At 67.7% G+C, this 24084-nt stretch carries 23 protein-coding genes; 21 read left to right on the forward strand and 2 right to left on the reverse strand.

Going from position 1 to position 24084, the window contains the following annotated elements:
• Window positions 1–68 precede the first annotated feature (68 nt).
• From C7H84_RS03045 to C7H84_RS03080, 8 genes are all read left to right on the forward strand, one after another.
• Window positions 69–1262 (forward strand): acyl-CoA dehydrogenase family protein, encoded by a 1194-nt coding sequence (locus C7H84_RS03045; RefSeq protein WP_121857350.1) that lies wholly within the window; start codon window positions 69–71, stop codon window positions 1260–1262.
• A 10-nt stretch (window positions 1263–1272) separates the two neighbouring features.
• Window positions 1273–3030 carry an FAD-dependent oxidoreductase gene (locus C7H84_RS03050; protein ID WP_121857351.1) on the forward strand — a complete coding sequence of 586 codons (1758 nt, stop codon included), beginning with the start codon at window positions 1273–1275 and terminating at the stop codon, window positions 3028–3030.
• Window positions 3030–3548 (forward strand): flavin reductase family protein, encoded by a 519-nt coding sequence (locus tag C7H84_RS03055; protein ID WP_121857352.1) that lies wholly within the window; start codon window positions 3030–3032, stop codon window positions 3546–3548. Before C7H84_RS03050 ends, C7H84_RS03055 begins: the two co-directional genes overlap by 1 nt.
• Before the next feature lie 39 nt (window positions 3549–3587).
• Window positions 3588–3812 (forward strand): hypothetical protein, encoded by a 225-nt coding sequence (locus C7H84_RS03060; RefSeq protein ID WP_121857353.1) that lies wholly within the window; start codon window positions 3588–3590, stop codon window positions 3810–3812.
• Between the two features lie 10 nt (window positions 3813–3822).
• Window positions 3823–4881 (forward strand): ferredoxin--NADP reductase, encoded by a 1059-nt coding sequence (locus C7H84_RS03065; RefSeq protein WP_121857354.1) that lies wholly within the window; start codon window positions 3823–3825, stop codon window positions 4879–4881.
• A gap of 52 nt (window positions 4882–4933) precedes the next feature.
• A complete protein-coding gene (locus tag C7H84_RS03070) occupies window positions 4934–6514 on the forward strand; it encodes a FadD3 family acyl-CoA ligase (RefSeq protein WP_121857355.1) in 1581 nt (526 codons plus the stop codon).
• 37 nt (window positions 6515–6551) lie between these two features.
• Window positions 6552–7325 carry an SDR family oxidoreductase gene (locus tag C7H84_RS03075; protein ID WP_121857356.1) on the forward strand — a complete coding sequence of 258 codons (774 nt, stop codon included), beginning with the start codon at window positions 6552–6554 and terminating at the stop codon, window positions 7323–7325.
• Window positions 7326–8084: 759 nt separating this feature from the next.
• A complete protein-coding gene (locus C7H84_RS03080; RefSeq protein ID WP_121857357.1) occupies window positions 8085–8738 on the forward strand; it encodes a hypothetical protein in 654 nt (217 codons plus the stop codon).
• 102 nt (window positions 8739–8840) lie between these two features.
• Here the strand turns inward: C7H84_RS03080 and C7H84_RS03085 are convergent, their stop codons facing one another.
• The gene (locus C7H84_RS03085) at window positions 8841–9815 is read right to left on the reverse strand and encodes a helix-turn-helix domain-containing protein (protein ID WP_346428366.1); all 975 of its coding nucleotides are present in this window, start codon (window positions 9813–9815) and stop codon (window positions 8841–8843) included.
• Between the two features lie 582 nt (window positions 9816–10397).
• Between C7H84_RS03085 and C7H84_RS03090 the strand changes: the two genes are divergently transcribed.
• Complete coding sequence (locus C7H84_RS03090) at window positions 10398–11474, forward strand: helix-turn-helix domain-containing protein (RefSeq protein WP_121857358.1); 1077 nt, start codon at window positions 10398–10400, stop codon at window positions 11472–11474.
• A gap of 19 nt (window positions 11475–11493) precedes the next feature.
• Here C7H84_RS03090 and C7H84_RS03095 read toward each other — a convergent pair whose 3' ends face one another.
• Window positions 11494–12720 carry an acyltransferase gene (locus C7H84_RS03095; protein ID WP_121857359.1) on the reverse strand — a complete coding sequence of 409 codons (1227 nt, stop codon included), beginning with the start codon at window positions 12718–12720 and terminating at the stop codon, window positions 11494–11496.
• Window positions 12721–13363: 643 nt separating this feature from the next.
• Between C7H84_RS03095 and C7H84_RS03105 the strand changes: the two genes are divergently transcribed.
• From C7H84_RS03105 to C7H84_RS03160, 12 genes are all read left to right on the forward strand, one after another.
• Window positions 13364–13600 (forward strand): DNA-binding protein, encoded by a 237-nt coding sequence (locus C7H84_RS03105; RefSeq protein WP_014899176.1) that lies wholly within the window; start codon window positions 13364–13366, stop codon window positions 13598–13600.
• Complete coding sequence (locus C7H84_RS03110; RefSeq protein WP_240461950.1) at window positions 13587–14003, forward strand: type II toxin-antitoxin system VapC family toxin; 417 nt, start codon at window positions 13587–13589, stop codon at window positions 14001–14003. Before C7H84_RS03105 ends, C7H84_RS03110 begins: the two co-directional genes overlap by 14 nt.
• A 251-nt stretch (window positions 14004–14254) precedes the next feature.
• The gene (locus tag C7H84_RS03115; protein ID WP_121857361.1) at window positions 14255–15151 is read left to right on the forward strand and encodes a VOC family protein; all 897 of its coding nucleotides are present in this window, start codon (window positions 14255–14257) and stop codon (window positions 15149–15151) included.
• Between the two features lie 9 nt (window positions 15152–15160).
• Entirely contained in the window at window positions 15161–16054 is an 894-nt protein-coding gene (locus tag C7H84_RS03120) for a CoA-transferase (RefSeq protein ID WP_121857362.1), read from the forward strand.
• Window positions 16055–16064: 10 nt separating this feature from the next.
• Window positions 16065–16862 (forward strand): ketoacid CoA transferase, encoded by a 798-nt coding sequence (locus C7H84_RS03125; RefSeq protein ID WP_121857363.1) that lies wholly within the window; start codon window positions 16065–16067, stop codon window positions 16860–16862.
• An 8-nt stretch (window positions 16863–16870) separates the two neighbouring features.
• Window positions 16871–17797, forward strand: a complete 927-nt coding sequence (locus C7H84_RS03130) for an enoyl-CoA hydratase (protein WP_121857364.1) — start codon at window positions 16871–16873, stop codon at window positions 17795–17797.
• Window positions 17794–18906, forward strand: coding sequence for a nitronate monooxygenase (locus C7H84_RS03135; protein ID WP_121857365.1), 1113 nt, complete (start codon window positions 17794–17796; stop codon window positions 18904–18906). The genes C7H84_RS03130 and C7H84_RS03135 overlap by 4 nt, the downstream gene beginning before the upstream one ends.
• A gap of 25 nt (window positions 18907–18931) precedes the next feature.
• A complete protein-coding gene (locus tag C7H84_RS03140; protein WP_121857366.1) occupies window positions 18932–19741 on the forward strand; it encodes an enoyl-CoA hydratase family protein in 810 nt (269 codons plus the stop codon).
• Entirely contained in the window at window positions 19738–20907 is a 1170-nt protein-coding gene (locus C7H84_RS03145) for an acyl-CoA dehydrogenase family protein (protein WP_121857367.1), read from the forward strand. Before C7H84_RS03140 ends, C7H84_RS03145 begins: the two co-directional genes overlap by 4 nt.
• Window positions 20908–20942: 35 nt before the next feature.
• A complete protein-coding gene (locus C7H84_RS03150; protein ID WP_121857368.1) occupies window positions 20943–22010 on the forward strand; it encodes an acyl-CoA dehydrogenase family protein in 1068 nt (355 codons plus the stop codon).
• Window positions 22010–23161 carry an acetyl-CoA C-acetyltransferase gene (locus C7H84_RS03155; protein WP_121857369.1) on the forward strand — a complete coding sequence of 384 codons (1152 nt, stop codon included), beginning with the start codon at window positions 22010–22012 and terminating at the stop codon, window positions 23159–23161. Before C7H84_RS03150 ends, C7H84_RS03155 begins: the two co-directional genes overlap by 1 nt.
• A 41-nt stretch (window positions 23162–23202) precedes the next feature.
• Window positions 23203–24081, forward strand: a complete 879-nt coding sequence (locus tag C7H84_RS03160) for an SDR family oxidoreductase (RefSeq protein ID WP_121857370.1) — start codon at window positions 23203–23205, stop codon at window positions 24079–24081.
• The last annotated feature ends 3 nt before the right edge of the window (window positions 24082–24084 follow it).

Consider the following 24084-nt stretch of genomic DNA (forward strand, 5'->3'; position numbering starts at 1 on the left):
CGCGACGAACGATTTGGAAAAAGACCGGAGCGGGCGCCGCCGCGCGCTCCGTATTACAGGAGACATTCGTGCATCGCGACAACGATTCGAACGCACTGGCCGCCACGCTGATCGCCCGGGCCGAAGCGCTTGCGCCGGCGCTCGCCGGCCGCGCCGCGCAGGCCGAAGCGCAGGGCCGCATCCCCGCGGAGACGATCGCCGACATGCAGGCCGCCGGCTTCTTCAAGGTGCTGCAGCCGAAGCGCTACGGCGGCTACGAGCTCGATCCGCAGACCTTCTTCGACATCCAGATGGCGCTCGCGCGCGGCTGCATGTCGACGGCATGGGTGTACGGCGTCGTCGGCGTGCACAACTGGCAACTCGCACTGTTCGACGAACGCGCGCAGCAGGACGTGTGGGGCAAGGATCCGACGACGCTGATCGCGTCGACCTACATGCCGGTCGGCCGCGTGACGCCGGTCGACGGCGGCTTCCGCCTGTCCGGCCACTGGAAGTTCTCGAGCGGCAGCGAATTGTGCGAATGGGTGTTCCTCGGCGCGCTGGTGCCGCCGGCAGAAGCGGGCCAGCCGCCGGAATACCGCACGTTCCTGCTGCCGAAATCCGACTACCGGATCCAGCAGGACTGGGACGTGCTCGGCCTGCGCGCGACCGGCAGTCACGACATCGTCGTCAACGACGTGTTCGTGCCCGCGTACCGCACGCACAAGGCCATCGACGGGATGATGGGCACGAGCCCGGGCCTTGCCGTCAACGACGCGCCGCTGTTCAAGCTGCCGTTCGCGCAGATCTTCGTGCGGGCGGTGTGCACGTCGTGCATCGGCGCGCTGCAGGGTGCGCTCGACGACTTCACCGGCTATGCGGCCACGCGCGTGTCGGCCAACAGCGGCGCGAAGACGACCGACGATCCGGGCGCGCAGAACGCGTGCGCGAACGCGGCCGTCGCGATCGACGAGATGAAGGTGCTGCTCAAGCGTAATTTCGCGGAACTGATGGCGTCGGTGACGGGCGGCCCGGCCGTGTCGATCGAGCGCCGCGTGCATTTCCGCTACCAGTCCGCGCAGGTCGCCGAGCGCTGCGCGCAGGCCGCTAACGCGCTGCTGCGCTATGCGGGCGGCAACGGCATCTATCACCGCAATCCGCTGGTGCGCCGCTTCCTCGATCTGCACGCGGCGCGCGCGCACTACGCGAACAACGTGGACCGCTTCGGCCAGAACCTCGGCGCCGTGATGCTCGGCCGCGAGAACACCGACTACTTCATCTGACGAGGCCGCGATGAACGACACGCAAGCGCAGCAATACGCGTTCGACGTCGTGGTCGTCGGCTCGGGCGCCGGCGCGCTGCTCGCGGCCTGCCGAGCGGCAGACCGCGGGCTGTCGGTCGTCGTGATCGAGAAGACGGCGCTGTACGGCGGCACGTCGGCGATCTCGGGCGGCGGCATCTGGGTGCCGTGCAACCACCATATCGCCGAGCTCGGCGCGACCGATACGCGTGAGGCCGCGCGCCGCTATCTCGACGCATGCACGGCCGGCGCGTCGACGCGGGAGCGGCTCGATGCATATCTCGACCACGCGCCCGAGATGCTGCGTTACCTCGAGGCGAACACGCCGGTGCGCTACCAGGCGCTGCCGAAATACGCGGACTATTTCCAGAAGCTGCCGGGCGCGATGCCGGGCTATCGGGCACTCGATCCGCTGCCGTTCGACGGCGCGCTGCTCGGCGACGAGCTCGACCGGCTGCGGCCGGCGTCGCCCGGCACGCTGATCGGCGGCCGCGTGGCCGTGACGTCGAAGGAGGCGCACACGCTGTTCTCGCGCGGCCCGGGCTTCATGAAGCTCGCGATCGCGCAGTTCGGCCGCTACTGGCTGGACTTCGGCGTGCGCCGGCGCACGCGGCGCGACCGGCGCCTGACGCTCGGTAACGCACTGATCGGCGGGCTGCGCCGCGCGCTGCTCGACCGCAACGTGCCGGTATGGCTCGACACGCCGATGCGCGACCTGCTCGACGTCAATGGCCGCGTGACGGGCGTGCGCGCGCAGCGCTTCGGGCAGCCGGTGACGATCGTCGCCCGGCGCGGCGTGATCCTCGGCGCGGGCGGCTTCGAGCGCAACCAGCCGATGCGCGAACGCTACCTGCCGCAGCCGACGCAGATGCAATGGAGCGCGACGCCGCCGGCCAACACCGGCGACGCGATCGCCGAAGGCCATCGGCTCGGCGGCGCGCTCGCGTTGATGGAACACGTGTGGGGCGCACCGACGATCGGCGTCGCGGGCGAGGAGAAGCAGCGCGCGCTGTTCGTCGAACGCAACCTGCCGGGCTGCGTGATCGTCAACGGTCTCGGCAAGCGCTTCGTCAACGAAGCCGCGCCGTATTCGGAGTTCGTGCCGGCGATGTATCGCGACCATGCGCGCAGCGGCGCATGCGTGCCGGCGTGGATGGTGTTCGACGCGCGGTTTCGCCGCAAGTATCCATGCGGGCCGATCATGCCTGCGTCGATGATGCCCGATTCGCGTATTCCGCACGCGTTCCGCGACGTGCTCGTGAAGGCCGATACGATCGATGCGCTTGCCACGCGGATCGGCGTCGATGCGGCCGGGCTGCACGACACGCTGCGCGACATGGCGCGTTACGCGGCAACCGGCATCGACGAAGCGTTCGGCAAGGGTAACAACCTGTTCGACACGTACTACGGCGATCCGCGCAACCAGCCGAACCCGTGCCTCGGGCCGGTCGACGAGGCACCGTTCTACGCGGTGCGGATCGATGCGGGCGACATCGGCACGAAGGGCGGGCTCGTCACCGACGCGCAGGCGCGCGTGCTCCGCGCGGACGGCGCGCCGATCGACGGCCTTTACGCGATCGGCAACACCAGTGCATCGGTGATGGGCGCGAGCTACCCCGGCGCGGGCTCGACGCTCGGTCCGGCGATGACCTTCGGGTTCATCGCCGCCGACCACCTGGCCGCGCAGGCGGCCGACGCCGGCGGCCGGCCAGCCCGGCCGTCCAAGACTGAACTAGACGGAGTCCAATGATGAGCGATCTCACCACCCATCCGCTGCGCACCGACATGCTGCTCGCGATGCGCCGCCTCGCGCGCTCCGTCACGGTCATCAGCAGCGCGCACGACGGCCGGCGCTACTCGATGTCCGCGACGGCGGTCGATTCGCTGTCGACTGATCCGCCGTCGCTGCTGATCTGCATCAACCGCAATGCGTCGCTGTATCCGCCGCTCGATGCGGGTGCGCCGTTCTGCGTGAACGTGCTGTCGGCCCGCCATGAAGGCATCGCGATCGACTGCAGCGGCCGCCTGAAAGGCGAGGCGCGTTTCACGACCGGCGACTGGCATACGTCGCTGCTCGGCGTCCCGTATCTGCACGATTCGCAGGCGAGCCTCGTGTGCGAGCAGGACGGCCGCTTCGAATACGGCACGCATACCGTGTTCATCGGGCGCATTCGCGAAGTGCTGATGAGCGGCGACGTCGATCCGCTCGTCTACCTCGACGGCGCGTACACGACGCCCGGCGCGCCCGCGAGCCGCGAGGCAGCGTGACGGCGGCGCAGGTTTTTTCGCAGCGAAATGAGGCGATCCATGACACGCAGACTGAACCGCAATATCGCGAACGATGCGGGCACAACGATCCTGCGCGAGCTCGCGCAGTCGGTCGGCGCTTCGGAAACGCAGGTGCTGAACGCGTTCGCGTTCGCTTGCATCGCGCCGGCGCTGGCGTCGAACACGGCACTGCGCGGTGCGGCCGAAACCGGCTCGCATGCCGCGGGTGTGGCCGGTGCGGCTGGTGCGGTGCGTGCGGCATGAGGAGCAGCCGATGAGCGATTCCCGTTTTCACCGGCTGACCGTGTCCGGCGTCATCGCCGAAAGCGACGACGCCTGCTCGTTCGTGTTCGACGTGCCGGCCGCGTTGCGCGATGCATTTGCGTACCGGCCCGGCCAGTTCCTGACGCTGAACGTGCCGTGCGCGGATGCAACCGTCGCACGCTGCTACTCGCTGTCGAGCGCGCCGGGCATCGATGCGGCGCCGAAGATCACCGTCAAGCGTGTGCGCGACGGCCGCGCGTCGAACTGGCTGTGCGACCGCATCCGCGCGGGCGATGCGCTCGACGTGCTGCCGCCGGCCGGCGTCTTCACGCCGCGCACGCTCGACGGCGACCTGTTGCTGTTCGCGGGGGGCAGCGGCATTACGCCGGTGCTGTCGATCCTGAAGTCGGCGCTCGTGCACGGGCGCGGAATGCTGACGCTGATCTATGCGAACCGCGACGAGCGCTCGGTTATTTTCCGCGACGAGCTGCAGCAGCTCGCGCACCGTCATCCGGGCCGATTGCGCGTGATCCACTGGCTCGACAGCGTGCAGGGCGTGCCGCAGCAGCGGCATCTCGAGGAACTCGCGCGGCCGTTCAGCCAGCAGGAGACGTTCATCTGCGGGCCCGCGCTGTTCATGGAGAACGCACTCGCTGCAATGCTCGGCCTCGGGCTGCCGCGTGCGCGCGTGCACGTCGAGCGCTTCGCGTCGCTGCCCGATGCGCCGGCGCAGGTGCAGGCCGATCCGGCGGTTTCTGCCGGGACGGCGGCTTCGGCTGCCGCGTCCGGGGCCGGCGCGGCGATCGAGACGGTGCTGGACGGCGAGGCCTTCGCGTTCGACAGCGCGCCCGGCGAAACGCTGCTCGACGCGATGCTGCGCGCCGGCCTGCCGGCGCCGAACTCGTGCCGGATGGGGCAGTGCGGTGCGTGCATGTGCCGCGTCGAGCGCGGCGAAGTGGCGCTCGACAGCAACCACGTGCTCGACGGCGAAGAAATCGCGGCCGGCTGGACGCTCGCGTGTTGCGCGCGGCCGGCGAGCGATGCACTGCGTGTGGTGTTCCCCGATTGAGCCGCGGCGTGTCGATCGCGCGCACGGCAACCCTGTTTCGACACCTAGGACGATGGACAACGACATCCTCACCACGCCCGCGCTGATCGCGCGGGCTGCCGCGCGCCACGGCGCGCATCCGGCGATCGAGTCGGAGCATGGCCGGCTCACTTATGCGGAACTCGACGCCGCGCGCATCGAAGCGGCGCGTGCGCTGCTCGCCAGCGGCATCGACGTCGGCGACCGCGTCGCCGTATGGGCGCCGAACCTGCCGCAATGGATCGTCGCGGCGCTGGCGATCCACACCGTCGGCGCGATCCTCGTGCCGGTCAATACGCGGATGAAGGGAATGGAGGTCGGCGGCATCCTGCATGACGGCGGCGCACGGCTGCTGTTCTGCTGCGGCACCTTCCTCGGCGAATCCTATCCGGCGATGCTCGCGCCGTACCGGCCCGCGATGCTCGAACGTGTCGTCGTGTTCGACGGCGAGCCGCCGTCCGGCGCGCACGACGAGACCTGGAACGCGTTCCTCGCGCGCGGTGCGGCGGTGCCGCTCGCCGCGGTGCGCGAACGGGAAGCGCGAGTGACGCCCGACACCGTGATGGACCTGATGTTCACGTCCGGCACGACCGGCCGCCCGAAAGGCGTGATGACCGCGCACGGACAGAACCTGCGCGCCGCGCAGGCATGGGCGAAGATCGCCGGCGTGCGGCAGGACGACCGCTACCTGATCGTCAATCCGTTCTTCCATACGTTCGGCTACAAGGCCGGCTGGCTCGCCGCGCTGTCGAGCGGCGCGACCGTGCTGCCGCATCTCGTGTTCCAGCCGGCCGACGTGTTGCGGCGTGTCGCGGACGAGCGCGTGTCGGTGCTGCCCGGGCCGCCAACGTTGTACTACGCGCTGCTCGATGCGCCCGATCGCGCGACGCGCGACCTCTCGTCGCTGCGGATCGCGGTGACCGGTGCGGCCGCGATCGCGCCGAGCCTGATCGAACGGATGCGCGCGGAGCTCGGTTTCGAGACCGTGCTGACCGGCTACGGGCTGACCGAATCGTGCGGCTTCGCGACGCTGTGCCGGCACGGCGACGATGCGCAGACCGTTGCGTATACGTCCGGCCGGCCGATGCCGGACGTCGAGGTGCGCATCGCGGGGCCGGACGGCACGGCGCTCGGCCCGGACGAGACGGGCGAGATCTGGGTGCGCGGCTACAACGTGATGCGAGGGTATTTCAACCAGCCGGACGCGACGCGCGAAACCGTCGACGTTGACGGCTGGCTACATACCGGCGACCTCGGCTGCGTCGACGAGAACGGCAACCTGAGGATCACCGACCGGATCAAGGACATGTTCATCGTCGGCGGCTTCAACTGCTATCCGGCGGAGATCGAGCGGCTGCTGGCCGCGCATCCGGCGATCGCGCAGGTTGCGCTGGTCGGCGTGCCCGATACGCGGCTCGGCGAGGTCGGGCATGCGTACGTGGTGCTGCGTCCCGGCGCGCACACCGACGCCGCTGCGCTGAACGACTGGGCGCGCAGCAACATGGCGAACTACAAGGTGCCGCGGCATTTCACGTTCGTCGAGCAACTGCCGACGAGTGCGGCCGGGAAGGTGTTGAAGTACCGGCTGCGCGCGGGCACCGAAGCGGCGGCCTGAGCGCCGCTGCCCGACATCACATCAACGGGGTGATCCCATGAACGACAACGGATTTCCGCAGGGTGCGGTGCTCGTATTCGGCGGCAGCGGCGGAATCGGGCAGGGTGTCGCGCTCGAATTCGCGCGGGCCGGCGTACCGGTCGCGCTCGGCTATCGCAGCAAGCACGACGTGGCCGAGCGCGTCGCGCGCGACATTCGCGGCGAAGGGGTTGCGGTCATCACGCATCGCGTGGACGTGACCGATCCCGCGCAGATCGATGCAGCGCTCGCAGCTGCGATCGATGCGCATGGCCGCGTGCACACGATCGTGTGGGCGGCCGGGCCGTTCGTGAACCAGCGACATATCGGCGACATGACGCACGACGACTGGCGTCGTGCGATCGAGGTCGAGGCGGTCGGCTTCTTCAATGCGGTGAAAGCTGCGCTGCCGCACTTTCGCGCGGCGGGCGGCGGGTCGTTCGTCACGCTCGGCTCGGCCGGGCATCTGCGTTGGCCGGATCGCGACGGGCTGTCGGTCGCGCCGAAGGCGGCGAACGAGGCGCTGGTGAAAGGGATTGCGCGGGAGGAAGGCCGTTACGAGATCCGCGCGAACTCGATCCTGGTCGGCGTGATCGAGGCCGGGATGTTTCCGGTGCTGCTCGAACAAGGGCAGTTCGACCAGGCGTGGATCGACGACACGCAGAAGATGCTCGCCCTCAAGCGCTGGGGGAAGGCGCACGACATCGGGCGCGCGGCGGTGTTTCTCGCGTCGGATCGCGCGAACTACATCACCGGGCAGCAATTGAATGTGTCGGGTGGGTACGGGTTGTAGTCGATGAACAGAGCCCGCTCGCACGCGCGGGCGCGCGAGTGGGATGTCTCAATCGTCTCGAACACCGACATCACCCGTTTGCGCAATCTTCGTCAGCACGCGGTTCTGACATTCGTACTGCTGTCCGTTGTACGTCGAGCAGCGGCCTCGGTATTTCCCCTGACCCACAAGAAGCGACTGCGTTTACGGATGCCGTGCAGCGGACACAAGGTCGCACGGATGAAACGTTTCTTTGCGACGCGTGCGGTGTCGCATGCTTTTCCTTTATAGCGATTGCGGCCTGCCGACGGCCCGCTCATGCGTGTCCGGCACGCATTGCAGCGGCGGCCGTGTGAAGTCCGGCGTATCCACACGCTGGTAGCGCGCCGAAAACAGATGCGTTCCTGAAACATTTCCGTCGATTCCCCACCGCCTATTCGTGCACGCGCGCACACGAAGCTTGTCGTGCGCCGGTTTGCGGCGCATGGCACGTGCCTTGCGGTTAGCCGCGTGCCGCTCGTTTCAACCGCGACTGATTTCATGATGAATCGCGGGAGCGGCACGCAACGACATCGAAACATCGGGGATCGGATCGAGCCGCGGAATGGCGGCCCGTCGCGCCGGACGCGCATTGCGTCGTATCGGCGACGCGAACGGGCACCGTATGTTCGCTCCGTCAAACAGCATGGTGTCGTGCCGGGGGACCCGCTGCGCGTGGCGGCATGTGCTGCACGCGGCGGATCGGTGCGCCCGGCACTTGTCGGGGGAACGCCCGTGAAAATGACAGTGAACCAATGGGCAGCGCTGGCGATGGTGTTCGCGGCCGGCGCGCACGCGCAGGAAATCTATCTGCAGGGCGGCACGCAGGGCGTCGGGATCGGCGCGGCCGTGAGCTTCAATTCGGTGCTGGGCGCGCACGCGGATTTCAATGCGATCAATCTGACGCATGACTTCACGGTGGCCGGCAATCGCTATCAGGACGACATCAAGCTGCGGCAAGGCGGCCTGTACGCTGACATCTTCCCGTGGCGCGGCAGCGGTTTTCGCGCGACGATCGGATTGCGCTTCAACGACGACGAGATCCGTGGCGTGTCGGTGCCGACCAACGGGACCTACGTGTTCGGCGGCAAGCGCTATCCCGCGCTGCCGGGGATGTATGCCGTCGCGGAAGCGCGCTATCCGACCGTGATGCCGTACGTCGGGATCGGCTACGGGCACCGGCCGGCGTCGAAAGGGCTCGGTTTCGTCGCCGATCTCGGCGTCGCATACGGGATCCCGCGCTCCTCGTACACGCTATCGCCGGCACTGGCCGCCGCGGCCGGACCGCAGAAGAGCCAGATACTCGTTGCCAGCGGCCTCGACGAACTGAACCGGGTGATGTCGCGCTATCGTTGGTATCCGGTCCTCCAGATCGGGATTTCGTACCGGTTCTAGCGACTCCTGCTTTTCCGCAGCTGGTAGACCGTCGCACGGGCGTGTCGTTGTTCGAGCCGATGGTCCGGCATGGATATGGGCGGCCGCGCTTGAACGATTGGCTCACGCGACGCTGGTCATCGCGTCGTTACGCGCGCGGTACTCGGTCGGCGTTGTCGACAGGTATTTTCTGAACAGCCTCGCCAATTGCGCGCCACTATTGATGCCGCAGCGACGCGCGACCTTGTCGACAGGCAAACTCGACTCCACCAGCATCTTGCAACTCATGTTCAGGCGCGCGCGCAGCAGATAGTCGGATGGCGTCATGCCGATCTCGCTCTTGAACCTTCGCAGGAAATTGCGCTCGCTCATGGCGGCGACCTGCGCCGCGTCGTCGATCAAGACAGGGCGGTCGACGTTCGCCTCCAACCAGCGCGCGGATGCCGTGATCTGCTCGCTCACGCGTGGCGCCATGCTCGCCGCAACGGGCAAAGCGATCGGTGTAGGCGCCGGTGCAGCCAGAGACCCGGACACATGCCTCGCGAGATCTTCGCCCAAGTCGTCTCCGACGATTCGCAACGCCGTGCGAACGGCGTCAGGCTCGCCGCTCGGCGACCCGTTAGCGGATATATCTGGAGATTCGTTGGCGGCACGAAATCCGCTCAGAAGGCCCGCCGCATCCAGAAGATGCTTTCCTTCAGCGATCGGATGAACGCCTTCGCAAAACGGATGCTTGCGGCGCAGCCAATCGATCAGCCGCTTGTCCTGACAAGCCAGATGAGCGTCTGCTCCGCCGGCGACGAACACGATGTGCTTGCCGTCCAGGCGCCGCCGCGAATCGATCCGTTCCGTCCAGACGAAGACCAATGAAGAGGTGGCAATGCGTCCGCCAGCGGCGGAGACCAACGCTACGTCGTAGCGCGTCTCTCCTGAAGGACGAGATGCAGTCAGCGCACTTGCCTTATGAAAAATCTCGATGATCGCCGCGACATCGTGCAGCGCAAATCCATTGGATAGTGCAATGTCGACCCGCGTCGGTGCCCGTGCAGCGGGCTTGCGCGAGCAGCGCAGCGTGGCATGCTCCAGTTCCATGGTCATTCCCCAGGATGTCGTTGACCGGCAGAGGTCCGCTCCGGGTTCTGCAACGCGAACCCGTTGACGCAGGCTATCCGGGCGACCCACGGCAACGATCAGGTGGCAGAATCGGACAGCCCCGTGGCCGCCTGAAACAGGCGGATCCCCATGTACGGACGGCCCAAGAATTCTATGAGCGGCGGTCGGGGCGGCTTGACACTCCGTCTCAAGAAATGTGGATCTTCATGCATAAGTGAGGGCTGCACTTTCGGCCGAGCAGGACCTCGTCAAATTGTCTGAGAAATGGGGCGATTCGGCCGGCTTTGCGGCACGATGTGGAACTCCAATTCGCAAACGATTGCCGTCACGATTTGTTTTTTTTCGGCTTGTGTCGGATACGGGCGCTGACCGATAGTCGACCCGTTCAGGAGCGCTTGGCGTTTTCGGGACTGAAACGATTGACTTGGCGCAAAGCCGTCTTCCGTGCGCTGCGGCAAAGTACGCCTTTTATGCTAGACATGCCACGCTAGCGCGTTCCGGGCCGGCCATTGGCTCAATATAAAATTCGGCCGCGCGGGACGGATCAAAACCGGATGAAAATCAGCAATGAGCGCTGCATTGAACGACGACCCGGTACACACGGCGACACCGTTGGGCGGATTGCTGTTGCCGCCCACGCTCGCGCCAGGCATCGCGCATAGCCATTTCAGCGTTCAAGGCGACGCCCGTCGCAGCTTCCATGCGTGGCAGGAGCGCATGAGTCCTGTCTACGACATCCGGCCTTCGTCGAAGCAAGCCGAAGATACGTTCGATGCATCGCTGTCCCGTTACACCATCGACAATCTGAGCCTCTTCGACTTTCACACGGGGCCGAACCTGGCCGTGCGATCGTTGGGTCGGGTTTCGACCGAGAGCATTCGCGACATCACGTTCAGCGTATTTGTTGAAGGGCCGCCGGCCCGGTTCCTGGGCGGCAAACCGCGGTCCGACGTGCCGCACATGCCGCAACTGCCAAGTATCCTCGCGCTGGACATGGATCAACCGTGCACAGTCAGGAGCTTCCATGGTCGGATACTTCTGCTTTTCGTGCCGCGCGCTTTGGTGGAAAAGTCATTCCCTGATGCAGCCTCCCTGCATGGCCGCTGGGTTCACGCGACCACCCCACTGACGCGCATGCTGATCGAGCATGTGGTGGCGCTCAGGAGGCGCATCGTCGGACTGAGCAAGCAGGAAGCACATCAGTCTTTTCTCACTGCTGTAGATCTGATCGTTGCAGCTTTCAGCCGTCAAGCGGGTCTTGCCGGTGACGCTCGCGCCGCGGTACGCGCTGCTGTTTACGGGCAAGTGCGGCGGCATGTAGATGCAAATCTGCATGATCCGAATTTATCGCCTGACAGCGTATTGGCATCGCTACATCTGTCACGTGCCAGCGTGTATCGCCTGTTCGAGCATGAAGGCGGCCTGGCTGCCTATATCCGCAACCGCAGGCTGAGAATGGCGGCCGATGAACTGGTGCGCTTTCCGCATATGGCGGTACAGGACGTAGCCTCCGGGTTGGGTTTCAATGATGCGTCGAGCTTTACGCGCGCATTTCGTCGGGCCTTCGACATCGCGCCGCGAGAATTGCACGAGTACGCATCGTTGCTCCAGCGCGGAAGTACCAAACGGGCGCGCTTCACCTAGAGGCAGTGTTGAACGTGTGTCACAGCACGGCCGTACGTTGCTCACGCGCGGTTTCGACCTCCCGGCGGAGCGCGCGCGGTGTGCTGCGCTTCGCGATGAACGGATGCTCGATGTAGCGGTAGGTCAGCAGCGCGCAGAAGACGGACACCAGCGCGCATGCGAGCGACAGCGCCCAGATGCTGGAGTCGTCGACGGAATTGATCGGGATCACGAACTTGTTGAATGCGCGGATGAGGATGTACACGATCACCATGTGGATCATGTAGATGCTGAAGCTGGCGGTGCCGAGCAACGCGAGCGGACGGGTCGTGAGCACGCCGTAGAACGTGTTCCCGCACGCGACGCAGAGGAACACGGGGAGCAGCGGCAGCGCGCCTTCGAGCGAATAGCGCTCGGTTGGGTAAGGGGCGGCGGCGAGAATCAGCAGCGCGACGGTGGCTGCGGATTTCGTGCCGAGCAGCGCGCGGATCGCGGGATGCCGCGCGCTCTCGAACGCGAGCGCGCCGAACGCGAACAGCAGGGCCATCCCGCCCGGCGGTCCGAACAGCGCGGCGCAGGTCGTGACGACCGCGAGCGCGATCAGCTTGCGCCATGCATGCGTGGCGACGAACCACGCGAGAAACGGAAGGGCGACGTAGAACCGCCATTCGTAGGCGAGCGTCCACCAGACGCCGCTCAGATAGCTGGTTTGCGCCGCGCCGTTGACCGGGAAGGCGCCGAACCAGCCGAGCGAGACGGCCTTGAGCAGTTCGACGAGCCGCGCGACCGGCGCGTCGACGACGTTGCCGGGAAACCAGTACAACGTGCATGCGACGATGACGATCGCGTAAAAGAGGTAGAGCGGCGCGAGACGCCGCACGCGCCCGACGAAGAAGGTTCGCACGTCGAACGTGCCCTTGCACGCGCGTTCCCAGAACAGGAAGCCGGTGACCATGAAGAACATCGCGACCGGAATGGTGCCGAGATTGCGCAGGAAGTCGGAGGTGGCCCCCCAGACCCCGGTCGCCAGCAAGCCGATGTTGCATGCGAAGTGATGAAACACGACCGAGGTCGCGAGGATGCCGCGGAACCCGTCGAGGTTGTCATAGCGCATCGACAGCGACTTGTCGACGGCCGACCGGTAGAACGGTACGTGCCTGGCGGCGAGCCACGCAACGATCGCCACGGCCGCCAGGCAGGCCGGAAAGTAGAGTTCGTCGGGGGGCGGGGAAAACAGGGTATCCAGAGAGGGCGTAATCAGGTCCACTGAAGGGCGTCTCGTGTCTTGGATCGCTTGGATCGGGATTTCAGGCACGGAGGGTCCGCGTCGAGGCAAGGTCTTCTGCGCGCTTCGTGCGGCGTTCGATCGCCGGTCTTGTGCATCGATGGTATCAAACGGTCGCGACTGCATGCCGTACAGAGATGCAACATGATGTTTCGACACGGCGTGCGTTGCCTGTACGTCAACGGATAAAAGGGCGCGGGGTGATCGAAACCGGCTCGAGGTAATCGTCGTGGCGCTCGTCTGGATCGCGCCGCTCCAGGCATTCGTGGCGATGATCAGCGGCACGGGCTGGCCGGTCGCGTCCGCGATTCTCGTCGCGGTGCTGGCTGTGATCGTACGGCGCGCGTCTGAATCGACGCCGCGGCGCGCCGGACCACGCGCGCCTGCCGGATCATCCCGGCAGTGAATGGCCATTCGGCCGTCTTTTGCGCCGGTGCGATCCGACTTACCTTGTGCACCAGCAGTTCGACGCGTCGCGCCGGCCGCGCAGCGTGCACGCATTCGTGCGGCCCGTTGCCGCCGGCCAACGCCGACTCCATCCTCCATCCGGTCACATCGATGATAGCAATGCTTGCAATTCACCGCCGCAGCGCTATCATTGATAGCAACCTGTATGGAGGCAATCATGGCAAATCTTCTGGTGCGTAACGTGGATGACAGTATCGTTCAGAGCCTGCGCGAGCAGGCCGCGGCCAACGGCCGGAGCGCCGAGGCCGAACATCGGGCCATTCTGGCCGATGCGCTCGGCCGGCCGAAGCGACGGACATTCGCGCAGGTGCTGATGAGCATGCCGGATGTCGGCGAAGACGCGGATTTCCAACGTGTTCAGGATTCCGGCGAGGTCAGGCGTGTTTTTGATTGATACCAACGTCATCAGCGAGATCAGGAAGGGCAAGCGAACCAACCGCGGCGTGCGCGCGTTCTTCAGGCAGGCCGAGGCCGACGCGAGTCCGCTTTACCTGTCGGTCGTGACGGTGGCCGAACTGCGGCGCGGCGTCGACCTGATCCGGCATCGCGGCGATCACCCGCAGGCGTCGGCGCTCGAGGCGTGGATGGCGACGATCCTGGCCGGCTATGCGTCGAACATCCTGCCGGTCGATATCGAAACCAGCCAGATGTGGGGCCATTTGCGCGTGCCTGACCCGGCGCACGCACTCGACAAGCTGATCGCGGCCACCGCGCTGATCAACGATCTCACGGTCGTCACGCGCAATGTCGACGATTTCGCCCGCACCGGCGTGCGGCTGCTGAACCCGTTCGACTGACTTCGGTCGCCGCCATCGCGGCAACCTGCCGCCGCAGTCGGGCTTCCTTCGTGCGCCTTCTCGATCGCGCGCATCGCCAGCGTGCCGCCCGTGTCACCGGGCTTTAGTACGCATCCGAATCCACACGCCTTCCCAGCCGGTCTCGTCCCAAAAGACCCACCGGCTCTCGTCCCAACAGACGATGTGACGCCATCCCCGACCGGCCAGAATCCTTTCACGAACAACGGATTCTGAACCTGGAGGAGGCCGACATGATCGATGTCCGTGCGCTCGGCTACGTCGTGGTCGAGGCGACCCGCGTCGATGCGTGGCGCCGCTACGCGCAAGACGTGCTGGGCATGCAGGCGCTCGACGCGCCGGACGGCGCGCTGTACCTGAAGATGGACGAGCGCGATTTCCGCTACGTGATCGTCCCCGGTACGTTCGATCGCTATTTCGCGTCGGGCTGGGAGCTGCCCGACGGCGCCGCGTTCGACGCCGCACTGGCCGCACTGCAGCAGGCAGGCGTGGAAGCCGTGCGCGCCACGCGCGACGAAGCCGCGCTGCGCCGCGTGCAGGCGATGGCGTGGTGTACCGATCCGTCCGGCAACCGCCACGAACTCTACTGGGGCGCACGCTGCGACTTCCGCCGCTTCGTATCGCCGCTGGGCGTGGCGCGCTTCGTCACCGGCGACATGGGACTCGGCCACGCGGTGCTGCCCGCGCCGCAGTTCGACGCGACCGACGCATTCGTGCGCGGCGTGCTCGGCTTCGAGCTGTCCGACATCTACCGCGTGAAGTTCACGCCCGATCCCGCCGAACCCGAGAAGCGCATCCACTTCATGCACTGCCGCAACGCGCGCCATCACAGCCTCGCGCTGTTCGAGATGGCCGTGCCGTCGGGCTGCGTGCACGTGATGGCCGAAGTCGACTCGATGGACGAAGTCGGCCGCGCGCTGGACCGGGTCGCCGCGCACGACGTGAAGATGTCGGCGACGCTCGGCCGGCACTGCAACGACCAGATGATCTCGTTCTACATGAAGACCCCCGGCGGCTTCGATCTCGAATTCGGCTTCGGCGGCCTCACGGTCGACTGGTCGAAGCACGCGGTATTCGAGGCCACCAAGGTGAGCCAGTGGGGCCACGATTTCAGCATCGGATACCGGTAAGCCAGCACGATGACGATGAAACCTCTCGACAAGACGATGTCCGCGCGCGACGTGGTCGCGCAACTCGCCGACGGCATGACGATCGGCATCGGCGGATGGGGGCCGCGGCGCAAGCCGATGGCGCTGGTGCGCGAGATCGCGCGCTCGAATCTGAAGGACCTGACGATCGTCGCGTACGGCGGCGCCGACATCGGCCTGCTGTGCGCTGCCGGCAAGGTGCGCAAGGCGGTGTTCGGCTTCGTGTCGCTCGACGTGATCCCGCTCGAACCGCATTTCCGGCGGGCCCGCGAACAGGGCCGCATCGACGTGCTGGAGCTCGACGAAGGGATGCTGCAGCTCGGCCTGCGTGCGGCTGCCGCACGCCTGCCGTTCCTGCCGACGCGCGCCGGCCTCGGTACCGCGCTGCTCGATCACGCGCCGCAGCTGCGCACCGTGCAGTCGCCGTACGACGACGGCGAGACGCTGCTCGCGATGCCGGCGATCGAACTCGACGTCGCGCTGCTGCACGCGAATGTGGCCGACCGCATGGGCAATACGCGCATCGATGGCCCCGATCCGTTCTTCGATGCCTGGATGGCGCGCGCCGCGCAGCGCTGCTACGTGTCGGCGGAGAAGGTCGACGCATCGCTCGCGACCGACGATCTCGACGCCGCGCGCCGCAACCCGTTCGAACGCTCGCTCGTCACGGGCGTCGTGCACGCAACGGGCGGCGCGCATCCGACGTCGTGCGGGCCCGACTACGGCTGGGACCTGCCGCACCTGCGCGCGTACTGCGCGAGCGCGGAAGACGATGCGAAGACGGCGGCGTACCTGCGCGACGTGGTCGGCCAGGACGAACGCCAGTACCTCGAAGGCGTCGGCGGCCTGTCGCACGTGACGACGCTGCCGTTGCCGATTCTGTAAAGGAGCGCCTGTGAGCGAATCTCTCGACCATTCCCTCGCGGAACTGATGATCGTCGCGTCCGCACGACTCTGGCGCGACGACGGCGAAGTGCTGGCTACCGGCATCGGCACGGGCCCGCGCCTTGCGGCCGGCCTCGCACGGCTTGCGTACAACAACGGGCTGATGCTGACCGACGGCGAAGCGTATCTCGTCGAGGAGCCGATCCCGCTTGGGGCGCGCCCCGACGGCTATCGCGTGAAGGCGAGCGGCTGGATGACCTACGAACGCGTGTTCGACTGCCTGTGGCACGGCCGCCGCCATGCGCTCGTGATGCCGACGCAGATCGACCGCTTCGGCCAGGCGAACATCTCCTGGCTCGGCGACGACTACGCGCGTCCGAAAACCCAGCTGCTCGGCGCGCGCGGCTTTCCCGGCAACTCGACGAACCACGCGAACTCGTTCTTCGTCAGCGGCCACGGCAAGCGCACGTTCGTCGACGGCGAAGTCGACATGGTCTGCACGGTCGGCTACAACCCGGCGCGCCGGCTGCCGGGCATGAAGACCTTCGTCGACCTGCGCAGCATCGTCACCGATCTGTGCGTGATGGATTTCGGCGGGCCGGACCACGCGATCCGCGTGCGTTCGCTGCATCCGGGCGTGAGCTTCGACGAGGTGCAGGACGCGACCGGCTTCCAGCTGCTCGCGCATCCGGAACTCGGCACGACGGCCGCGCCGAGCGCGGAAGACCTGCGCATCGTGCGTGCGCTCGACCCTCACAACCTGCGCGCGACGATCGTGCGCAACAATCCGGCGCCGCGCCGCGGATGAGGTCCGACATGGAAGCGACCCAGATGACGTTCGGCGACGGTGTCGTCGATTACGCGGTCGAGGACGGCATCGCGACGATCACGATGAACCGCCCCGAGTATCACAACGCGCAGAACTCGAAGATGACGTATGCGCTCGACGCGGCGTTCCGGCGCGCCGCGCACGACGACGCGGTGAAAGCGATCGTGCTCGCGGGCGCCGGCAAGCATTTCTCGGCGGGGCACGACATCGGCACGCCGGGCCGCGACATCCACGAGTCGTTCGACCGCGCGTCGCTGTGGTACGACCACGTCGACAAGGAAGGCGGCGAATTCCTCTATGCACGCGAGCAGGAGGTGTACCTCGGGATGTGCCGGCGCTGGCGCGATTTGCCGAAGCCGACCATCGCGATGGTGCAGGGCGCGTGCATCGCTGGCGGGCTGATGCTCGCGTGGGTGTGCGACCTGATCGTCGCGTCGGAGGATGCGTTCTTCGCGGATCCGGTCGTGCGGATGGGGATTCCGGGCGTCGAGTATTTCGCGCATGCGTACGAGCTGAACCCGCGCATCGCCAAGGAGTTCCTGTTCCTCGGCGAGCGGATGCCGGCCGAGCGCGCGTACCAGATGGGGATGGTCAACCGCGTGGTGCCGCGCGAGCGGCTGCGCGACGCGACCTACGCGATCGCCACGAAGATCGCGACGATGCCGCGCCTCGGCCTGGCGCTGACCAAGCAGGCGCTGAACCACGTCGAAGAACTGCAGGGCAAGCGCGCGGCGATGGATGCGGCGTTCGCGTGGCATCACTTCGCGCATGCGCACAACGAGCTCGTCAGCGGCGATCGCCTCGGCGGCTACGACGCGCGCAAGATGGCCAGCTCGCAGCGCAAGCCTGAGCCGCACGACGGCGCCGCACCGGCCGAACCCGTACCGGTGGCCGTCAACGGAGCCGCCGCATGAGCACGACGCTTGATGGCTCGCTTCACAGCCCGCTGCATACGCCGCTGTGCGACCTGCTCGGCTGCCGCTACCCGATCGTGCAGACCGCGATGGGGTGGGTGGCCGACGCGCGGCTCGTCGCGGCAACCGCGAACGCGGGCGGCTTCGGTTTCCTGGCCGGCGCGACGCTCGAGCCCGAACAGGTCGAGGCCGAGATCCTGAAGGTGAAGTCGCTGACCGACAAGCCGTTCGGGATCAACTTTCACATGTTCCAGAAGAACGCCGCGCAGGTGGTCGATCTCGCGATCGCGCACCGGCTGCGCGCGGTCAGCTACGGCCGTGGGCCGGACGCGAAGACGATCCGCCGCTTCAAGGACGCCGGCATCGTCTGCATGCCGACCGTCGGCGCGCCGAAGCATGCGGCGAAGGCGGTCGAACTCGGCGCGGACATCGTGACGGTGCAGGGCGCGGAAGGCGGCGGCCACACGGGCGCGGTGCCGACCACGCTGCTGCTGCCGAAGGTGCTCGACGCGGTGCGCGTGCCGGTCGTCGCGGCCGGTGGGTTCTTCGACGGGCGCGGGCTGGCGGCCGCGCTCGCGTACGGCGCGGCCGGCATCGCGATGGGCACGCGTTTCCTGATGAGCGCCGAATCGCCGGTGCCGCGCGAAACACTCGAGCGGTACGTCGCGGTCGGCGACCCGGCGCGGATTCGCGTGTCGGACGCGCTCGACGGGCTGCCGCAACGGATGATCGACAACCCGTATCTGCTGAAGCTCGAACGCTTTGGCCCGCTGCGCCGCACGTGGTTCGCGCTGAAGACGGCCGAAGCGTGGCGCCGCCAGAACGGGCTGAGCACGGGCGACATGCTGGGCCTCGCGATCAAGGCGTTGCGCTCGCATGACTACACGGCGAGCCAGACGCTGATGGCGGCGAACGCGCCATTCCTGATCCAGCGCGCGATCGTCGAGGGCCGCCCGGACGAAGGCGTGCTGCCGAGCGGCCAGGTGGCCGCGATGATCGGCGCGATCGAATCGTGCGACGCACTGATTGCACGGATCGTCGCGGAAGCCGGCGAGCGGCTGGACGCGCTGGCCGCCATGCGCGGCGCGGCAGCGACCCAGGCGGCTTGAAAAACATCACAGGGAGGCTTTGGAGATGACTGCATCCAATCAACCGGGCGGCGCGACGCCGTTCCGCATCGAGCGCGCCGACGGCATCGCCGAACTGGTGATCGCCCATCCGCCCGTGAACGCGCTCGACGCGCAGGGCTGGCATGCGCTCGCGCGTGCGCTCGACGCGCTCGGCGAGGACGACGACGTACGCGTGATCGTCGTGCGCGGCGAAGGCCGCGGCTTCTGCGCGGGCGTCGACATCAAGGAGCTGGCCGCGCATCCGGAGCGGATCGTGTCGGTCAACGCGGGCAACTACGAGACGTTTCGCGCGGTGCACCGCAACCCGAAGCCGGTGATCGCGGCCGTGCACGGTTTCGTGCTCGGCGGCGGGATCGGCATCTGCGGTGCGGCGGATATCGTCGTCGCGGCCGATTGCGCAAGCTTCGGCGTGCCGGAAATCGACCGCGGCGCGATGGGCGGCGGCGCGCATCTGCAGCGCTTGTTCGGCGTGCAGAAGGTGCGCGCGATGTACTTCACCGGCGACATGATCGACGCGGCCGAAGCGTATCGGCTCGGCGCGGTCGAGCAGGTCGTGGCGCGCGACGCGCTGCGCGATGCGGCGCTCGCGATCGCCCGCAAGATCGCGGAGAAGAGCCCGGCGATGGTGCGGCTCGCGAAGGAGGCGCTGAACGGCGTCGAGGACGGCGACCTCGAGGACAAGTACCGCTGGGAGCAGGGCTTCACGCTGCAGGCGTACATGACCAACGACTCGACGGAGGCGCGCGCCGCTTTCGTCGAGAAGCGCGACGCGCGGTTCGACGCGCAAGCCAGCGCCGAGGAGGCCCGCGCATGAACCTCACCTATACGCCGCAGCAACAGGCATTCCGCGCGGAAATCCGCGAATGGCTCGCCGCGCACGTCCCGCGCGAGCGGCTGCCGAGCTTCGATACCGAGGAAGGCTTCGCCGCGCATCGCGAATGGGAGCGCACGCTGCATTCGGGCCGCTGGAGCATGGTCACGTGGCCGCGGGAGCTGGGCGGGCGCGGCTGCGACCTGATCGAGTGGCTGATCTTCGAGGAAGAGTACTGGCGCGCGGACGCACCGATGCGCGTGAACCAGAACGGCATCTTCCTGCTCGGGCCGACGCTGATGGATTTCGGCACCGACGCGCAGAAGGCGCGCTTCCTGCCCGCGATGGCGGCGGGCGAGCACGTGTGGGCGCAGGGCTGGTCGGAGCCGAACGCGGGCTCGGACATGGCCGCGATCCGCACGACGGCGATCCGCATCGGCGACGAGTACGTGCTCAACGGCCAGAAGATCTGGTCGACCCGCGCGGTGTGGGCTGACTGGCTGTTCGGGCTGTTCCGCAGCGATCCGGAATCGTCGCGCCACCACGGGCTCACGTTCCTGATGGTGCCGCTGTCGACGCCGGGCATCACGGTGCGGCCGATCCGTCAACTGAACGGGCAGACGGGCTTCGCGGAAATCTTCTTCGACGACGTGCGCGTGCCGGTCGAGAACCGGCTCGCGGCGGAAGGCGCGGGCTGGCAGGTCGCGATGGCGACGGCCGGCTTCGAGCGCGGGCTGATGCTGCGCTCGCCCGCGCGCTTCCAGCGCACCGCGCAGGCGCTGCGCGACCTGTATCTCGCGCATCGCGACAGCGCGGACCGAGACCCGACGCTGCGCGAACGCGTGGTGTCCGCGTGGATGGACGCACAGGCGTACGCGCTGTCGACCTACGCGACCGCGAGCCGGTTGCTGAAGGGCGGCCATATCGGCGCGGAGTCGAGCACCAACAAGGTGTTCTGGTCGGAGCTCGACCTGCGGATGCACCAGACCGCGCTCGACATCCTCGGCGCGCACGGCGAGGTCGTCCCGCAGACGGCCGCGCAGCACGCGACGCTCGGCCACTGGCTCGACGGCTTCCTGTTCGCGCAGGCCGGCCCGATCTACGCGGGCACCAACGAGATCCAGCGCAACATCGTCGCCGAACGGATGCTCGGCATGCCGCGCGCGTAAGCGCGCCGGCGCCCCCCTCACTGAACGGACATCGTATGGATTTCGTATTCGATGAAGACCAGGAGGCGCTCGCGGACAGCGTGAAGCGCCTGCTGATGACCGAGATGACCCCGGAGCTGATCCGCGAGCTGTGGGTCACGCCGACCGGCCGCTCCGACGCGCTGTGGTCGCTGTTCGCGTCGCAGGGGCTGACCGCCGTGTCGGTGCCCGAAGCGCACGGCGGCCTCGGCCTCAGCGAAGCCGAGTGGGCGCTGCTCGCGCAGACCTACGGCTACTTCGGCAGCCCCGAGCCGCTGCTCGACACGGCGCTCGTGTCGGCCGGCGTGCTCGCACGGCTGCCCGCGAGCGACTGGCGCGATGCGCTGCTGCGCGACATCGCCGAAGGGCGTGCGCGGGTCGCGCTCGTGCATCCGGTGAATCCGTATGCGGCCGACGTGCACGTCGCGCAGGCATTGCTGTGCGAGCACCGCGGCGAGCTGCACCGCGTCGATCCCGCGCAGTGCGCGTGGCGGGCGGTCGACAGCGTCGACCCGTCGCGGCGCCTGTTCACGCTCGACTGGGAACCGTCGGCGGCCACGCGCATCGCGAGCGCCGACGAAGCTGGGCCGTTGCTGAATCGTGCGCTCGACCATGGCGCGTTCGCGGTCGCCGCGCAGCTGCTCGGCCTCACGCAGCGCGTGCTCGACGTCGCGATCGACTACAGCGCGCAGCGCAAGCAGTTCGGCAAGGCGATCGGCTCGTACCAGGCGCTCAAGCACCTGCTCGCCGACGTCGCGATCCGCTACGAGTTCGCGCGGCCGGTGGTCGCGCGCGCCGCGCAGGCGCTCGCCGACGATCACCCGCAGCGCGCGGTGCTGGTGTCGCACGCGAAGCTCGCGGCGACCGCCGCCGCGCAGCTGGCCGCTCGCCACACGATGCAGGTGCACGGCGCGATCGGCTACACGTGGGAGCTCGACCTGCAGATCTTCATGAAGCGGATCTGGGCGCTCTCCGGCAGCTGGGGCGACACCGCGTTCCACAAGGCCCGCGTGGCCGACGCGATCCTCGGCGACGCATTGCCGATCGGCCCCGCGCAGACCTTCGATTTCGAGGAAACGAACTAATGAAACAAGCCTATATCGTCGACGCGCTGCGCACGCCGACCGGCCGCCGCAAGGGCGGGCTCGCGCACGTGCATGCGGCGGACCTCGGCGGCTTCGTGCTGAAGACGCTCGTCGAACGCAATGCGATTCCCGCCGACGAATACGACGACGTGGTGTTCGGCTGCGTCGACACGATCGGCCCGCTCGCGGGCAACATCGCGCGCACTTGCTGGCTCGCGGCCGGGCTGCCGCTGCAGGTGCCGGGCGTGACAGTCGACCGCCAGTGCGGCTCGTCGCAGCAGGCCGTGCACTTTGCCGCGCAGGCGGTGATGAGCGGCGTGCAGGACGTCGTCGTCGCGGGCGGCGTGCAGACGATGACGCAGATCCCGATCTCGTCGGCGATGACCTGCGCGGCGCCGCTGGGCTTCACCGATCCGTTCTCGGGCAGCGCCGGGTGGCGCGCGCGCTTCGGCGACGCGCCGGTGTCGCAGTTCGCCGCCGCGCAGCGCATCGCCGATCACTGGAACCTGTCGCGCGACGCGATGGAGCGCTATGCGCTGGAGAGCCACCGCCGCGCGATCGCGGCGATCGAGGCCGGCCATTTCAAGCGGGAAATCGTGCCGTTCGAAGGCGTGTTCCACGACGAGACGCCGCGCCCCGACACGTCGCTCGCAAAGATGGCGACCCTGGAGCCGCTCGCACCGGGTGGCTCGCTGACGGCCGCCGTCGCGAGCCAGACCTGCGATGCGGCCGCGGCGCTGCTGATCGTGTCGGAGGATGCGTTGAAGCGCTACGGCCTCACGCCGCGCGCCCGGATCCATCACCTGAGCGTGCTCGGCGACGATCCGCTGTGGATGCTCACCGCGCCGATCCCGGCGACCAGGGCCGCGCTGAAGAAGAGCGGCCTGGACCTGGCGCAGATCGACGTCGTCGAGTTGAACGAGGCGTTCGCGTCGGTCGCGCAAGCGTGGCTCGCGGACACGCGCTTCCCGCACGAAAAGACCAACCCGAACGGCGGCGCGATCGCGCTCGGTCATCCGCTCGGCGCGACCGGCGCGCGGCTGATGACGACGCTGCTGCACGAACTGGAGCGCACCGGCGGCCGCTACGGGCTGCAGACGATGTGCGAGGGCGGCGGTCTCGCGAACGTCACCATCATCGAGCGCCTGTGAGCGCGTCACTTTCACGATCTCTCGATTCAGGAGACACCGGCATGGGAATCTGTAACGGACGCACCGTCATCATCACCGGCGCGGGCGGCGGGCTCGGGCGCGAATACGCGCTCGCGTTCGCGGCCGAAGGCGCGGCGGTCGTCGTCAACGACATCCGGCACGAGGCTGCGCAGGCGGTGTGCGACGAGATCAAGCAGCGCGGCGGCCGCGCGCTTGCGAACGCCGACGACATCACGAAGCTCGACACCGCGCAGCGGATCGTCGATGCGGCACGCGACGCATTCGGCGACGTCCACGTGCTCGTCAACAACGCGGGCATCTGCCGCGACAAGATGTTCACGAGCATGACCGAAACCGACTGGGACGACGTGATGCGCGTGCACCTGCGCGGCCACTTCTGTTTGTCGAACGTGCTGGCGCGCGCGTGGCGCGATGCGGCGAAGGCTGGCAACCCGATCGATGCGCGCATCGTCAACACGACTTCCGGCGCCGGGCTGCAAGGGTCGATTGGCCAGTCGAACTACGGCGCGGCAAAGGCCGGCATCGCGGCGCTCACGCTGATGCAGGCGGTCGAGCTGCAGCGCTACGGTGTGCGCGTGAACGCCCTCGCGCCGGCAGCACGCACGTCGATGACCGAAGGCGTGTTCGCCGACATGATGAAGAAGCCCGAGGACGGCGGCTTCGACTATTTCGATCCGGCCAACGTCGCACCGCTCGTCGTCTGGCTCGGCAGCGCGCTGTCGGCCGACGTGACGGGCCAGGTGTTCGAGGTCGCGGGCGGGATGATCGCGGTCGCCGAAGGCTGGCGCACCGGCCCGAGCGTCGATCGGGGCGCGCGCTGGGCGCCCGCCGAGGTCGGTCCGGCCGTCGCGCAACTGCTCGCGGGCGCACGGCCCGCGCAGCGCGTGTACGGGAGCTGACGC

The sequence above is a fragment of the Burkholderia sp. Nafp2/4-1b genome (assembly GCF_003635165.1).
Taxonomy (GTDB): Bacteria; Pseudomonadota; Gammaproteobacteria; order Burkholderiales; family Burkholderiaceae; genus Burkholderia.

Bases quoted from the DNA above. Each gene is read 5' to 3' on its own strand.
- C7H84_RS03105 (WP_014899176.1), top strand. From the start codon at position 13,364: ATGGCAAATCTTCTGGTGCGTAACGTGGATGACAGTATCGTTCAGAGC.
- C7H84_RS03075 (WP_121857356.1), top strand. From the start codon at position 6,552: ATGAACGACAACGGATTTCCGCAGGGTGCGGTGCTCGTATTCGGCGGC.
- C7H84_RS03140 (WP_121857366.1), top strand. From the start codon at position 18,932: ATGACTGCATCCAATCAACCGGGCGGCGCGACGCCGTTCCGCATCGAG.
- C7H84_RS03130 (WP_121857364.1), top strand. From the start codon at position 16,871: ATGGAAGCGACCCAGATGACGTTCGGCGACGGTGTCGTCGATTACGCG.
- C7H84_RS03135 (WP_121857365.1), top strand. From the start codon at position 17,794: ATGAGCACGACGCTTGATGGCTCGCTTCACAGCCCGCTGCATACGCCG.
- C7H84_RS03155 (WP_121857369.1), top strand. From the start codon at position 22,010: ATGAAACAAGCCTATATCGTCGACGCGCTGCGCACGCCGACCGGCCGC.
- C7H84_RS03070 (WP_121857355.1), top strand. From the start codon at position 4,934: ATGGACAACGACATCCTCACCACGCCCGCGCTGATCGCGCGGGCTGCC.
- C7H84_RS03060 (WP_121857353.1), top strand. From the start codon at position 3,588: ATGACACGCAGACTGAACCGCAATATCGCGAACGATGCGGGCACAACG.
- C7H84_RS03080 (WP_121857357.1), top strand. From the start codon at position 8,085: ATGACAGTGAACCAATGGGCAGCGCTGGCGATGGTGTTCGCGGCCGGC.
- C7H84_RS03115 (WP_121857361.1), top strand. From the start codon at position 14,255: ATGATCGATGTCCGTGCGCTCGGCTACGTCGTGGTCGAGGCGACCCGC.
- C7H84_RS03160 (WP_121857370.1), top strand. From the start codon at position 23,203: ATGGGAATCTGTAACGGACGCACCGTCATCATCACCGGCGCGGGCGGC.
- C7H84_RS03050 (WP_121857351.1), top strand. From the start codon at position 1,273: ATGAACGACACGCAAGCGCAGCAATACGCGTTCGACGTCGTGGTCGTC.
- C7H84_RS03085 (WP_346428366.1), bottom strand. From the start codon at position 9,815: ATGACCATGGAACTGGAGCATGCCACGCTGCGCTGCTCGCGCAAGCCC.
- C7H84_RS03145 (WP_121857367.1), top strand. From the start codon at position 19,738: ATGAACCTCACCTATACGCCGCAGCAACAGGCATTCCGCGCGGAAATC.
- C7H84_RS03150 (WP_121857368.1), top strand. From the start codon at position 20,943: ATGGATTTCGTATTCGATGAAGACCAGGAGGCGCTCGCGGACAGCGTG.
- C7H84_RS03120 (WP_121857362.1), top strand. From the start codon at position 15,161: ATGACGATGAAACCTCTCGACAAGACGATGTCCGCGCGCGACGTGGTC.
- C7H84_RS03055 (WP_121857352.1), top strand. From the start codon at position 3,030: ATGAGCGATCTCACCACCCATCCGCTGCGCACCGACATGCTGCTCGCG.
- C7H84_RS03065 (WP_121857354.1), top strand. From the start codon at position 3,823: ATGAGCGATTCCCGTTTTCACCGGCTGACCGTGTCCGGCGTCATCGCC.
- C7H84_RS03090 (WP_121857358.1), top strand. From the start codon at position 10,398: ATGAGCGCTGCATTGAACGACGACCCGGTACACACGGCGACACCGTTG.